This is a genomic window from Candidatus Binatia bacterium (assembly GCA_036382395.1).
GTDB lineage: Bacteria > Desulfobacterota > Binatia > HRBIN30 > HRBIN30 > JAGDMS01.
The window spans coordinates 1-14,275 of record DASVHW010000321.1 but is presented as its reverse complement, the minus strand read 5'-3'; the positions used below and the strand labels follow the sequence as shown (position 1 = coordinate 14,275).

Genomic DNA, 14,275 nt, shown 5'->3' with positions numbered 1-14,275 from the left:
CTTGCTAGCTCCACAGCGCCCGCAGGCGCGCGCCGACGTCAACTTGGATGCCGGTGCCGGGTGGTGCGGATGAATCCCCGGGGTGGACACGGCCGTGGGTGCCGCGCTCGAAGTGTTCCAGGATGGCGTCGGGGATGAAGCGCGTGCGCGGGGCGTAGATGTGCCGGTCGCCGTGCCGGTGTTGCTCGCGGGTGAAGAAGCGCAGCGGGTGCACCAGATAGAGATGATCGCGGGCGCGCGTCATCGCCACGTACAGCAGGCGGCGCTCTTCTTCGATCTGCGCCGGATTGCCGGTGGCCATGTCGGACGGGATGCAGCCATCGGCGATGTTGAGCACGTACACGACATCCCATTCCTGTCCTTTGGCGGAATGAATGGTTGAGAGGATCAGATAGTCGTCATCCAAGTGCGGCACGCCGGCTTCGTCTCCAGTCGCGTCGGGCGGATCGAGTGTGAGTTCGGTGAGAAAGCGCTCTCGGGACGGATACGCGGCGGCGATCTGCTCGAGTTGTTCGAGGTCGCCGGAGCGGACCTGTGCCGCATCGTACAGGCGCTCCAGGTGCGGCTGATACCACGTGCGCACCATGCCCACCTGCGCTTGCCATGCGGTGGTGTGCCGGCGTAACCGGAGCAAGAGGGCACAGAACCCCGGCCAGTCTTCGGCGGTGGCGGTGGGCGCGTGGAAACCCGAGAGGGCGGCGATATCGAAGCCGTGCCGCTCGACATGCTCCATCGCCGCGCGGGCATGGCGCGGCCCCATGCCTGGGAGGAGCTGCAGCACACGAAACGCGGCGAGCGAATCGCGCGGATTCTCCGCCCAGCGCAGGACGGAAAGCATGTCCTTGACGTGAGCTGCTTCGAGAAACTTCAAGCCACCGTATTTCACAAACGGGATGTTCCGCCGTCCCAGCTCCAACTCGAGCTGATCGCTGTGATGCGCCGCGCGCATCAGCACCGCCTGGCGCTTGAGATCGACGCCCATCTCTCGGTGGTCCAAGATGCGCTCCACGATGTACTCCACCTGTCCGGCTTCGTCTTCGGCGGTCACCAGAGTCGGTTTCTGTTGCGACGGCCTACGGGAGAACAGCTGTTTCACGAAGCCCTCGCTCGACAGCGCGATGACGGCGTTGCAGGCAGTGAGGATCGGTGCCGTTGAGCGGTAGTTGCGCTCGAGCGTGATGACCGCGGCCGGCGGATCGAAATGGTTGGGGAAGTCCAGGATGTTGCGCACGGTGGCGGCGCGAAAGGAGAAGACCGACTGGGCGTCATCGCCCACCACCGTCAGCCCACAGCCGTCGGGCTTCAGACCCAGCAAGATCGCGGCCTGCAGTGCGTTCGTATCCTGATACTCATCCACCAGCACGTGATCGAATTGCCGGCGCACGGCAGCGGCCAAGGCGGGCTCCGTCATCATCTGATGCCAGTAGAGCAACAGGTCGTCGTAATCCAAAACGTCGCGTTGCTGTTTCGCTGCGACGTAGGCCTGGAACAGAACGCGCAGCTCGTCACCCCAGCGTTGACACCACGGAAACGTACTTGCCAAGGTATCCTCGAGGGGCCGCTGTGTGTTGACCACGTGGGAATAGATCGCCAGGCAGGTGGCCTTCTTGGGGAAACGCGTCGACTTCCTGGAAAAGCCCAGCTCGTCGCGGAGCAGGTTCATCAGATCCTCGGAGTCGGAGCGATCCAGCACGGTGAACGAAGGAGGCAATCCCACCGACGCGGCGTAGAGGCGCAACAGCCGATTGGCGATGCTGTGGAACGTTCCCGACCATCGGATCTGTCGGGCCTGAGCCGCGGAGCAGGCATGTACACAGGTGCGCTGGGCTCGCCGGGTCATTTCTCGGGCGGCCCGGCGCGTGAAGGTCAGCAACAGCACGCGTTCCGCATCGGCGCCGTGCAAGAGCAGGTGGGCGACGCGATGGGCCAGGGTGTTGGTCTTGCCGCTGCCGGCGCCGGCGATGATGAGCAGCGGGCCGGCCGGCAACGCCGCGCCCACGCCGGTGACACCGTACTCTACCGCCGAGCGTTGGGCCGGGTTGAGTTCATCCAGATACGTGCGCGACTCCATCGCCACAACCTCTACGTCCTTCGCGCGTGTTCGGATCGGTCCGAGCAGGCGCGGAATCCTAAGGCGAATACGTAGCGAAAGCAACGGGCGCATACCGATCCGAGCGCCGGAGCGCACGAATGTGGTGAGGATGAGACTTGAAGAAATCGGCGAGTCCGCATATGTGGGACGGAACCATAATAAGAGGAGGCGCGAATGCCACGTTTGAGAGCCGCCGTCACCAGCTTGCTGGCAACGCTCATAGTCGTTGTCAGTGTTTGCGCATCGGGGTGCGCGCGCAGCGAGTCCGAGCCGCGCCTGCCTGATGCGACATCGCGACGGGTGACACGCTCGGGCGAGGTGGTGGGTTTCCAGGGACGCTACGGCAGTCACGCTTGGCTGGGCATCCCGTACGCCAAGCCGCCGGTCGGGGCGCTACGCTGGCGGGCGCCGCAGCCTCCCGATGCCTGGACAGGCACGCGCCAGGCGCTGGACTTCGGTTCGCCGTGTACGCAGTTCGCCAGCCCGATCGGCGGCGTCAAGGGACCGGCGGAGACACCGGTGGGGAGCGAGGATTGTCTCTACCTCAACGTCTACGGGCCGCCCCGCGCTGCGGCCGACGTATCTAATGGTACGGCACGCCTGCCCGTCATGATGTGGATCCACGGCGGTGGCAATACCATCGGCGAGGCCGGCTTCTACAACGGGGGGAACCTGGCCGTGACCGAGGGCGTGATCGTGGTGACGTTGAACTATCGCCTGGGTCCGTTCGGCTGGTTCCGGCACCCGGCCTTGCGCGGGCAGGACACGAGTGAACTCGATCGCTCTGGAAACTTCGGCACGCTCGACCTGATCCGTGGGCTCGAATGGGTGCGGGAGAACATCGCCGCTTTCGGTGGCGACCCGGATAACGTGACCATCTTCGGCGAATCTGCCGGTGGCACCAACGTGTTCACGCTGTTGCTCTCCCCCCGGGCTCGCGGGATGTTTCATCGTGCCATCGTGCAGAGCGGCGGGTTACACCTGAGCACCGCGGCGGAAGGTGAGAATCTGACCGACGCCGCCGAGGCCGGCGATGCCAGCAGCTCCAACGAAGTGCTGCTCCGTCTGTTGACCAAGGATGGCACCGCGACCGAGCGCACCGCGGCACAGACGCGCCTGGCGGCCATGAACGACGCCGCGGTGGAGCGCTACCTGCGCGGCAAGACGAACTTCGATATCCTCTCCGTCTACACGCCGATGCGCGGCATGGGCATGGTCGAAATGCCCAAGCTCTTCCGCGACGGTGTCGTCTTGCCGCAGGAAGAGCCGATGCGATGCCTGGCGCGTCCCGATTGCTACAACCGCGTGCCCGTGATGCTCGGCACCAACCGCGACGAGAACAAGCTGTTCCTGTTCGGCGATCCGGCGCGGGTGCGGAAACTCCTGTGGATCTTTCCGCGGCTGCGTGACGAGCCGCGCTATAATTTGAGCGCGGAGTACGTGGCCAAGATGTGGAAGGCCACCGGTGCCGACGAGCCGGCGGCGGCGATGCGTGCGGTTCAGGGACCGAGCGTGTTCGTCTACCGCTTCGACTGGGACGAGGAGCCGCGGGTGATGGGCGCTGACCTTTCCGTCATGCTCGGCGCCGCCCACGGCTTCGAGATCCCGTTCGTCTTCGGTCATTTCGACCTCGGGCGCGCGGGCAACATGATCTTTACGAAGGCGAACGAGCCGGGACGCATGGAGCTGGCTGCAAAGATGATGTCGTACTGGGCCGAGTTCGCGTACGCCGGTGCCCCCGGCCACGGCCGTGACGGCCGGCTGCTGGAATGGACCCCATGGGATGAGAACACGGCGGTCGCTCCAAAGTTTGTCGTCTTCGATACCGCCGCCGGTGGGGGAGTTCGCATGTCGCCCGACGCGGTGGCGCGGGCCAGCGTGCTGGCGGCCATCGATGCCGATCCTCGACTGCCGACCCAACGCGACAAGTGCATGATCCTTCGTGAGCTAGCCTCGTGGTCCATGGGCATCACGAAAAAAGATTACCCGACAGCCGGACGCAATGGGTGTGCGAAGTTTCCGTACGACACCTATCCGTGGGGGTGAGCGGCAAGTAACCGATTCCGGGGCTGCCCGGAAGCGCGGCGAATAACTTCGCGCCAACGAAGAGTACTGGACCGTAACCCACACGCCGGTGGGCTTTGTGCTCTTGTTTGCCGCGGATGCAATCGCCGCGGTTCAGTTTGGATAAGGGTTGCTTGTTGCGCATAAGAGACGATTTGAACCATCGGGGGTATTGCGCTAGGTCCCGACACGTATCAGGATCGCTGGGATTATATGTCAGAAACTGCCCACTGACGTGGGCCTGTGTGTGATTCATTGCGACGACTGTGGGGGTGGCGATCTGAACCGTTACGATCTATTCGCGCGCCGTGTCCTGCCCATCGGGGCGGGGGCGATTCTGCTGACCGTGCTGGCCGTAGGCTGGGTGACGCAGCCGGACCGATTTGTCCGAGGCTACGCCCCGGAACAGCCAATTCCGTATTCTCACAGGCTGCATGCGGGAACCATGAAGATTCCGTGCCAGTACTGCCACACGGGGGTCTCGAGAGCCCGCCACGCTGGCATCCCTGCCGTTGAGACCTGCATGAACTGCCACCGGGTTACCAAGACCGACAGCCCCGCCATCCAGAAGCTGACGGCGATCTACGAATCGGGCCGTCCGCTGGAGTGGAAACGCATTCACGCCCTCCCGGATCACGTCTATTTCGACCACCGGCCGCACGTCAACGGCGGCATCGCCTGCCAGACCTGCCACGGTGAGATCCAGACGATGGAGGTGGTGTACCAGCAAATGTCCATGCGTATGGGCAACTGCCTCGGCTGCCATCGGGATGCCCACGAGGCCCTGCCGCCGGACTCGAAGATCGAGCGCGGAGCGGAGAACTGTAACGCCTGCCACCGGTGAGTGAGCCGAACTGATGAAGAGACCGACAGCGATGGACCCGATCGAGCTGCCAGATGTGGAGATCTCCCGGCGGCGCTTCCTGGCGCTCCTCGGCGCCTCTGCCGCGTTCGCTTCGGGAGTGAGCGCTTGCTCGAAAATCGACCGGGGGACGATCGTTCCGTACACGCGGCGGCCTCGAGACGTGGTGCCGGGGATTGCCAACTACTACACCAGTACGTTCCAGGAGGGATTCACCCCGTACAGCGTCCTGGTGACCACACGCGAGGGGCGGCCAATCCACATCGAGGGGAACGATGAACACCCCGCCTTCAAAGGAAAGACGTCTCTCCGGGCTATCGCCGACACCCTGCGTTTATACGATCCAGATCGCTTGCGGCAGCCGCTTGTCGATGGGAAGGCCGCAGACCGAGTCCAGGCAGAGGCAAAGATCGTCGCGGCACTGAAGGAGGCCAGGGATACGGGCAAGCCGGTGCTCCTGGTGACCGGCGCCGTGCTGTCCCCGACGCGGAAGGGGCTCATCGCGGATTTCAAGCGCGTGCTTCCAGGGCTGGCGCACGTGGCCTTCGAACCAGTGGCTCCGCACGCCGAGCGCGCCGCCGCCACGGCGTGCTTCGGCGAGGCGCTATGCCCGCGATTCCGGTTCGATCGGGCCGACGTCATTCTCTCGTTCCAGAAAGACTTCCTCGGCATCGATTCCAGCGCCCCCATTGCGATCCGGGAATTCGCAGCGAAACGACGGGTGAACGGGCCCAGCGATGGTATGAATCGTCTCTGGGTGTTCGAGGGCGGCATGACCGTTACCGGCGCCAAGGCCGACCATCGTTTTGCCCTCCGGCCGTCGAGGGCGGCAGCGCTGGCCTTCGGCCTGGCGCGCACACTCAACGCGCGGCACGGCGTACCGCTGCCGGCTGAGCTGCCGCCGGACACCCTCGCCGCTTTCGATCTCGACAAGCTGGCGGCCGAGGCCGGTGTCTCCGCTGCGCTGCTGTACGTTCTCGCGGCCGACCTTGCCCGGGCGGGAAAGACCGCGCTGGTTTTGGCTGGGCCGAGTGTTCCGGTTGAAGCGCACAGCGCCGTGCACCTGCTCAACGTCATGCTGGGTGCGGAAGGGTACACCGTGGATCCGGCCCTCGCACCAGCGCCGGCTGCGGTAGCCACGCTCGAGGAGTTGCGGAAGCACGTAACGGATATGCAATCGGGACATTTCCTCGCCGCCATCTTCTGGGGCGTGAATCCGGCCTATTCTTACCCCGACGCCGGCCTGTGGGCGGCTGCGGTTGCGGCGGTTCCAACCAAGGTGTTCATCGGTTTGCATCAGGACGAGACCGCCAGGCAGTGCCAGATTGTCCTTCCTGAGCACCACTGGCTCGAAGCGTGGGGCGACTACGAAGGTTCCGCGGACCTGCTGAGTCTCCAGCAGCCCACGAGCGGTCCCCTCTACGACACGCAACAGGGAGAGGACGTGCTTCTGGGCATGGTGCGCGCGTTGGGTGGTGCGGTGCCGGCCGACTACCACGCCTACCTGAAGGCTCGGTGGCAGAAGGAAGTTTTCCCGGCAGGAAGTCTTGTGCCGTTCGAGCGCTTTTGGAACGCCGCGTTGCACGACGGCATCTTGGCGCGGCCGGCGCAGCCGCGCCCGGGTCGGACCTTGCGCGCGGACGCAATCCGAGGAGCGTTGGCAAAGGCGGCACCGCCGGCCGGCGATGGTTTCGAGCTCGTACTGCACCCCGGATCGGCCGTCTACGATGGCCGCTACGCGAACAACGGCTGGCTCCAGGAACTGCCCGATCCGGTTACCAAGGTGACCTGGTTGAACCCGGTCTCCGTTTCTCCGGCGGATGCGCAACGGCTGCAGCTTGAGGACGGAGGCGTGGTGCGACTGGAGACGGGCGGGCGGAGTGTTGAGGTGCCCGTCCGCGTACAACTCGGCCAGGCGCCGGGTGTCATCAGCGTGGCGCTCGGTTACGGCAGGGGGGCGCTCTCGGTCGCACAGGGTGTCGGGGTCAATTGTTATCCACTGCTCGACGAGCATTCCGCCGCTCCGGGTCTCCGGTCGGGTGTGAAGTTGACGGCGAGTGGAAAGCGCATCGCGCTGCCGCTGGTGCAGATGCACGACAGCATGGAGGGCCGGGACATCGTCCGCAGCTTCTCGCTGGCGGAATACGCACGCCAAGAGGCTCGGCATCAGAAGGATGAAGAACTCCCAACGCTGTACCCGGAGCAGCGCTTTCCAGAGCACAAGTGGGGGATGACCATCGATCTCGCGGCCTGTGTCGGCTGCGGCGGCTGCATGGTTGCATGCCAGTCGGAGAACAACGTCCCGGTCGTGGGGCCCGAGCAAGTGCTCAAAGGCCGCGAGATGCACTGGATCCGCCTCGATCGGTACTACGAAGGCGATGCCGCCGCCCCGCGGGTGGTGTACGAACCGATGCTCTGCCAACAGTGCGACAACGCTCCGTGTGAAAACGTCTGTCCGGTGAACGCGACCAATCACAGCCCGGATGGGCTCAACCAGATGGTCTATAACCGCTGCGTGGGTACCCGTTACTGTGCGAACAACTGTCCGTACAAGGTGCGCCGGTTCAACTTCCTGGACTTCACCGGTTCGACCAGCGAATCTGAACGGCTGGTGTACAATCCTGAGGTGACGGTGCGTCCGCGCGGCGTGATGGAGAAGTGCACCTTCTGTGTGCAGCGCATCGAGGATGTCAAGCTGCGGGCCAAGGCCGAGGACAGACCAATCCGCGACGGAGAGATCACCCCCGCCTGTGCCGCCAGCTGCCCGGCGGAGGCGATCGTTTTCGGTGACCTGAAAGATCCCGAGAGTGCGGTCGCCAAGTTATCCAAGAGCAACCGCGGGTATCATGTGCTGGAGGAACTGGGCACACGACCCGCGGTGACGTATCTCGCCAATCTCACGAACCCGGCCGGTGATGGGGGAAAACATGCCGTCTGAAGCCGTGCTCCTGCCCGACGCCCTGCGGTCCCCCACCCTCTTCGAGGGGCCCATCACGTTGGGCGGGCTCGACGATCAGGTTCTCGCGTTCCCCGCGCGCAAACCACCGGCGGCTTGGTATGTGGCGCTCTCCTTCACCGTCGCCGTCATGGCGATGGGCTTCTCGCTGATCGGGTACACCTTTTACATGGGCATAGGGGTATGGGGGAATAACCGCCCTGTCTTCTGGGCCTTCGATATCATCAACTTCGTGTTTTGGGTGGGGATTGGCCACGCCGGCACGCTGATCTCGGCGATTCTGTTCCTGTTCCGTGCGCGCTGGCGCAACGCCATTGCCCGCTTCGCCGAGGCCATGACGATCTTTGCGGTCATGTGCGCGGGGATCTTTCCGCTGATCCACGTGGGCCGGCCTTGGGTCGCTTTCTGGCTGCTCCCGTACCCCAACCAGCGGGCGCTGTGGACCAACTTCCGCTCGCCGCTGCTGTGGGACGTCTTCGCGGTCAGCACCTATTTCTCGGTGTCCTTTATGTATTGGTACCTGGGACTTGTGCCGGATATCGCCTCGCTCAGAGACCGGACCACGGGCAAGGTTCGTCGGTTCCTCTACACAGTCTTCAGCCTCGGCTGGCGCGGCGCCGCCTCCCACTGGCAGCACTACGAGAAGGCGTACCTCTTGCTCGCCGGCCTGGCCACCGGCCTGGTGCTTTCGGTGCACAGCGTCGTTTCGTTCGACTTCGCCGTGTCCCTCGTGCCCGGGTGGCACATGACGATCTTCCCGCCCTACTTTGTAACGGGGGCGATCTTCGCTGGCTTTGCGATGGTGGTCATCGTGCTCGTGGTGGTGCGCGAGACGATGGACCTGAAGAACCTCATCACGACGTATCACCTGGACGTGATGAACAAGGTCATCCTCGCGATGTCGTGCTTGATGGGGTACGCCTACGTGATGGAAGCGTTTACCGCCTGGTACAGCATGGATCAGTACCTGCACCACATCTTCATGCAGTACATCACGGGAACCTACGGGTGGGCGGGCTGGCTCACCATCAGCTGTAACGTCCTCATCCCACAGCTCCTCTGGATGCGCCGGGTTCGCCGGAGCTACGTCGGCATGATCTTTGTGTCACTAGCGGTGACGGTGGGGATGTGGTTCGAGCGCTTCGTGATCATCGTGGTGTCGCTGCACCAGGACTACCTGCCGTCGTCCTGGCACATCTACAAGCCGACGCTGGTCGACTTCGGCATCCTGTTCGGGTCGTTCGGGATGTTCTTCACGCTGGTCCTGCTCTTTGCGCGCCTGTTGCCCGTGATCGCCACGACAGAAATGAAGGTGATCCTCCCGGGTGCCCAGCCCACGCACGGTGGAGCCGCCAGCGGAGGCCGCCATGAGTGAGCGGGTCTTCGCGGTCGTCGGCCTGTTCGACAGCGCCGACGACCTGTTGAAAGCCATTCCGCGGTTGCGGGCGCGCGCCATTGGCAGCCTCGAGGCCTACACGCCATTCCCCGTGCATGGCATCGACGCGGCGCTCGGGCTGCGTCGCTCGCCGCTGGGTGGGATGGTCTTGGTGGCGGGGGCTCTGGGCGCGGTGACGGCCTTGTTCTTCCAGTGGTGGATGAGCGCCGTGGATTACCCGATCCCGGTGGGAGGCAAGGCGCTCTTTTCGTGGCAGGCCTTCGTGCCCATCATGTTCGAGATCACCGTGCTCTTTGCCACCTTCACGGCCGGGCTCGGCATGCTGTTATTGATGAACAAGCTTCCGTTCTTCGGCCACCCCTTGCTGTCGTCGAAAGCCATCGCCGGCATCACGCGGGACAAGTTTGCGCTCGCGGTGGAGGCGGACGGCGGAGCCCTCGACGTGGATGCCGCCCAGGCCGCGCTGCGTACGGCCGGCGCAACGGTGTTGGAGGTTCTCCCGTACCCGCTTGGGGAAGCGTTCTCGCTGAAGGACCTCTTCCGGACCGTCTTGGGAATTGGGATCTCCTGCGTGGTCGCGGGCTACGTCATGTACTGGGCCATCAAGTTGTTCCCGGTCCTGCCGCCGATGGTGCACATGGAGGACCAGCCTCGACTCGACGTGCAGAAAGCCGACACGTTTTTCAGGGATGGGCACGGCATGCAGCGCCCGGTCGAAGGGACCGTGGCGCGCGGACACCTGCCGTATATCATTGAGACGCAGGAGCAGGCCGCCGCCCTGATCAACCCCCTGCCCCGGACGCCGAAGGTGCTCCAACAGGGCCGCAAAGCCTGGAACGAACACTGTACCGTCTGCCACGGTGCGCTGGGCAACGGGGTTCCCACATTGACTTCCGCGTACGGCGCCAAGCCGGCTAATTTGCAGGCCCAGACCTTCCGGGATTACCCGGACGGCAAGATTTACCACGTCATCATGGTTGGGAAGAACGCTATGCCTTCCTACGCCGCCGACCTGACGGAAGACGAACGCTGGGCGGTTGTGCATTACGTCCGGGTGTTGCAGCGGGCGCAGAACGCCACGGACGAGGATTTCAAATGAACGGATCACGGATCGGGTCCGCCAGAGTGTTCTCCGTGATGGCCGCAGTCGGGGCCCTGGGCGTGGTGGTGTCCTACTTCGGCGCTCGGCCCGAGCGCTTCTGGGCAAACTGGCTCGTGTGGTTTCTGTTTATCCTGACGATCGGATTGGGGTCCCAGTTCATTGTGGCGCTGGGGCATCTTGTCGGCGCCAGGTGGAGCGTGCCCATCCGTCGTGTGCCCGAGCGGCTATCCGGGTTCGTGGTGTTTGCGGTCCCCATGGCCTTGGTGGCGCTGTTATCTCTGCCGGTGCTCTACCCCTGGGCGCGGCCTGAGGCGGCCCTGAACCCGGCCCTGGCGGGCAAGGCCCCCTGGCTCAACGTGCCGTTCTTCGTCATCCGGGTCATCCTTTGCTTCGCGCTGTGGCTGATCTTCTACAATCTCTTCACACGCGGATCCGTCAGGCAGGACCAGACGAAAGACCCCGCCTTCTCCTTGCGTGCCAAGAGTTTTGCTCCCGCGTTCATGTTGATCTTCGCACTGACCATTACCTTGGTGGCGTTCGACTGGATATCGAGCCTGGAGCCCGAGTGGTACAGTGATATTTTCGGTGTGTACCTCTTTGCCGGCACATTCCTGGCCGGCCTGGCGGCCAGCTCGCTCGCGATCCTCTACCTGATGGATCGTGGCCGCCTTCCGGGTGTCCGCAATGATCACCTGTACAGCTTGGGCGGGTTCATGTTCGCCTTCACGGTCTTCTGGTCCTACATCGGCTTCGCCCAGTACATGCTGATGTGGTACGCGAACATGCCCGAGGAGATCTTCTGGTATAAACAGCGCATCGAGGGCCCGTGGCTGAACGTGATTCTGCTGTTGGCTGTGGTGCACTTTTTCGTTCCGTTCTTCGCGCTCGTCCCGAAAGACAGAAAGCATGATCCGAGGAGCCTCCGCTGGGTGGCGATGCTGGTTCTCGGGGCGCACTTCCTGGATCTCTATTGGCTCATCCTCCCCGTCGTCGGCACGAGTCCACCGCTGTCGTGGCCGGAGATTAGCTTCGCATTGTGCTTCGTCGGCCTGGCCGTGCTGTGGGTCCGCCGCTCCATGGCGATGGGCGCCGACATGCCTATTGGCGACCCCTTACTGCAAGAGGGGCTGGAGTTTCGGTCGTGATCGATCAGTACGTCAGCCCCGAAGAGCTTCGGCGTCTCGTTTCCACCTTCCTCGTGACGGTGGGGGCGATCGCCATCTTTGCGCTGTTCGCGTTCATTGTCGTGCCTGGGCTGCGCCATGCCAACAAGCCGCCGGCAGTGCCCGCAGTCGCCGCGCCACAGGGCGAGACGGGCTGGCTCGATCCCACCGAGTACCCACCAGCGAGAGGATACGAGCTGCCGCCGATTGACCCGAAGACTGTCCTGACGGCGAGCCCCGAGCTGCTGAGTCACGGCAAGTCCCTGTTCGAACAAAACTGCACCGCCTGTCACGGACCCCAGGGACAGGGGAACGGTCCGGCCTCCGCCACGCTCAACCCGCGGCCGCGCGACTTTACGCAAGCGGCGGCGTGGAAGAACGGGTACCAGTTGGCGGGCATCTACAAGACGCTCAGTGAGGGGATCAAGGGAAGCGCCATGACCTCCTATGACTATCTCCGCGCGCGCGATCGCATGGCGCTCGCTCATTACGTACAATCACTAGGCACGTTTCCGCACGGTCCTGAGGACCAGGCAGCGCTGGATGCCCTTGAGAAGCAGTTTGCCGCCGCCGGCGAGGCGGTACCGAACAAGATCCCCGTGAGCATGGCAATGGCCAAACTCGAAGCCGAGTCCACTGCGGTACCGCCGCTCGCACCGCCGGCCCTGGCTGATGGTGACCCTGGCGCCCGGCTCTTTGCCAGGGTAATTGAGGACAAGGCTAGGGCCGCCCGGACGTTGGCGCTGGCAGCGTCGTGGCGGGAAAGCGCCTCGGCGCTCGCCCAAGTCGTGGGCGCCGAGACCCCGGCGAACGGGTTCTCCGTTTCCGTGGCAACGCTGAGCCCGGAGGAGTGGCGCACGCTGTACGATGAGCTGATCAAGGTTACCCGTCGTTAGAAGAGCTACATGTCACGAGAAAACAGACCGGCCGGCAGGCCAACGCGTGTTGTGCGATTCGATCGAGGAGGGGCCATGAAAAGGGTTGCCCTGTGCCTCCTGCTCTTACTGTGGTCGGCGCCGGCAGGCGCCACGTCGGAGGCTCGGCCGGCGGACGAAGTCGGCATCAACGAGAAACTCGGCGCCACGATCCCGGCGGATCTGCAGCTCAACGACGAGACCGGGCAGAAGGTGTTCTTGCGACAGCTCATCGATAAACCGACGGTGCTCACACTGAATTACTTCCGCTGCGCCGGTATCTGCACACCTCAGCTCAATGACCTTGTCCGCACGCTCAACACCATCGATCTCGAACCCGGAAAAGACTTCCAGGTGATAACGGTGAGCTTCGACAGCACGGATACGCCTGATCTCGCCGCCGCCAAGCGGACGAACTACCTCAAACTGTTGAAACGGCCATTTCCGCCGACAGCCTGGCGGTTCCTCACGGGTGACGAGGCCTCGACGAAGGCCTTGGCGAATACGGTGGGTTTCGGCTTCAAGAAGGATCGCGATGCCTTCATCCATCCGGGAGCGCTGATCGTGCTTTCGCCCCAGGGAAAGGTGACACGGTACATGTACGGCATCACCTATCTTCCGGCCGACCTGAAGATGGCGGTCGGTGAGGCCGCCAGCGGGCTGGCCCGGCCGAGCATCAGCAAAGCCCTGAGTTTCTGTTTCAGCTACGACCCGCAAGGGCGGAAATACGTGGTCAATTTCACGCGGGTCGCCGGCTTGGTGACTCTCGTGCTGGCTGGCGCCTTTGCCGTATTCGTGCTGCTGCCGAGCCGAAAGCGGAGCCGGACGGAAGGGGCCCACTCATGAGCATGGCCGCAATCGCCACGCATGCGGAACGCAGTTTTCTCGAGGCGGGTGACCGCAAAGGACTGCTGGGGTGGATTCTGTCGACCGATCACAAGCGGATCGCCATCCTCTATCTCTTTTCCATGCTGAGCTTCTTCCTCGTGGGCATGACCATCGGCGTACTGATGCGTCTCGAGCAGCTCACCATGGGCCCGACGATCATGCAGCCCCAGACGTACAACGCCATGTTCACGCTGCACGGGGTCATCATGATCTTCCTGTTCGTGATTCCCGGTCTGCCTGCCTCGTTCGGAAATTTTTTCCTGCCGATCCTCATCGGGGCAAAGGACGTTGCATTTCCCCGACTGAACCTCCTGTCGTGGTACTTCTTCATCATCGGCGCGCTCCTGGCCATCCTCTCGCTGTTCACGGGCGGCGGGCCTCCGGATACGGGGTGGACCTTTTATGCTCCGTACAGCATCCGCACGGGCACGAATGTTTCGCTGGCGGTGTTCGCGGCGTTTGTCCTCGGATTCTCCTCGATTCTGACCGGCCTCAATTTCGTCACCACCATTCACCGGCTACGCGCGCCCGGAATGACCTGGCATCGGATGCCGCTGTTCGCCTGGTCGCTGTACGCGACCGGGTGGGTGCAGATCCTGGCCACGCCGATCATCGCCATCACCCTCATGCTCGTCCTCCTGGAGCGCGTCTTCGGCATCGGTGTCTTCGACCCGGCCAAGGGCGGCGACCCGGTCCTGTACCAGCACCTCTTTTGGATCTACTCGCACCCGGCGGTGTACATCATGATCCTGCCGGCCATGGGCGCGATCACCGAGATCATCCCCACGTTCGCGCACCGCACCATTTTCGGCTACCGGTTCATCGCCTACTCTTCGGT

Annotated in this window: 10 protein-coding genes; 9 read left to right on the top strand and 1 reads right to left on the bottom strand. The window is 63.7% G+C overall.

The window, feature by feature from the left end; genetic code table 11:
* Positions 1 to 4: 4 nt before the first annotated feature.
* Positions 5 to 2,071 (bottom strand): ATP-dependent helicase, encoded by a 2,067-nt coding sequence (locus VF515_15020; GenBank protein HEX7408943.1) that lies wholly within the window; start codon positions 2,069 to 2,071, stop codon positions 5 to 7.
* A 195-nt stretch (positions 2,072 to 2,266) separates the two neighbouring features.
* Between VF515_15020 and VF515_15015 the strand changes: the two genes are divergently transcribed.
* The 9 genes from VF515_15015 to VF515_14975 all read left to right on the top strand — a co-directional run.
* A complete protein-coding gene (locus tag VF515_15015) occupies positions 2,267 to 4,138 on the top strand; it encodes a carboxylesterase family protein (GenBank protein ID HEX7408942.1) in 1,872 nt (623 codons plus the stop codon).
* Between the two features lie 265 nt (positions 4,139 to 4,403).
* Positions 4,404 to 5,000: a cytochrome c3 family protein gene (locus VF515_15010; GenBank protein HEX7408941.1), complete on the top strand. Its 597-nt coding sequence runs from the start codon at positions 4,404 to 4,406 to the stop codon at positions 4,998 to 5,000.
* A 13-nt stretch (positions 5,001 to 5,013) separates the two neighbouring features.
* Positions 5,014 to 7,956 (top strand): 4Fe-4S dicluster domain-containing protein, encoded by a 2,943-nt coding sequence (locus tag VF515_15005; protein ID HEX7408940.1) that lies wholly within the window; start codon positions 5,014 to 5,016, stop codon positions 7,954 to 7,956.
* Positions 7,946 to 9,349, top strand: coding sequence for an NrfD/PsrC family molybdoenzyme membrane anchor subunit (gene nrfD, locus VF515_15000; GenBank protein HEX7408939.1), 1,404 nt, complete (start codon positions 7,946 to 7,948; stop codon positions 9,347 to 9,349). The genes VF515_15005 and nrfD overlap by 11 nt, the downstream gene beginning before the upstream one ends.
* The gene (locus VF515_14995) at positions 9,342 to 10,469 is read left to right on the top strand and encodes a quinol:electron acceptor oxidoreductase subunit ActD (protein ID HEX7408938.1); all 1,128 of its coding nucleotides are present in this window, start codon (positions 9,342 to 9,344) and stop codon (positions 10,467 to 10,469) included. The genes nrfD and VF515_14995 overlap by 8 nt, the downstream gene beginning before the upstream one ends.
* Positions 10,466 to 11,617: a quinol:cytochrome C oxidoreductase gene (locus tag VF515_14990; GenBank protein ID HEX7408937.1), complete on the top strand. Its 1,152-nt coding sequence runs from the start codon at positions 10,466 to 10,468 to the stop codon at positions 11,615 to 11,617. The genes VF515_14995 and VF515_14990 overlap by 4 nt, the downstream gene beginning before the upstream one ends.
* A complete protein-coding gene (locus VF515_14985; protein HEX7408936.1) occupies positions 11,614 to 12,531 on the top strand; it encodes a cytochrome c in 918 nt (305 codons plus the stop codon). Before VF515_14990 ends, VF515_14985 begins: the two co-directional genes overlap by 4 nt.
* A gap of 75 nt (positions 12,532 to 12,606) precedes the next feature.
* Positions 12,607 to 13,395 carry an SCO family protein gene (locus tag VF515_14980; GenBank protein HEX7408935.1) on the top strand — a complete coding sequence of 263 codons (789 nt, stop codon included), beginning with the start codon at positions 12,607 to 12,609 and terminating at the stop codon, positions 13,393 to 13,395.
* Positions 13,396 to 13,397: 2 nt separating this feature from the next.
* Positions 13,398 to 14,275 (top strand): cbb3-type cytochrome c oxidase subunit I (locus VF515_14975; GenBank protein ID HEX7408934.1); only part of this gene is annotated, 878 nt, incomplete at its 3' end.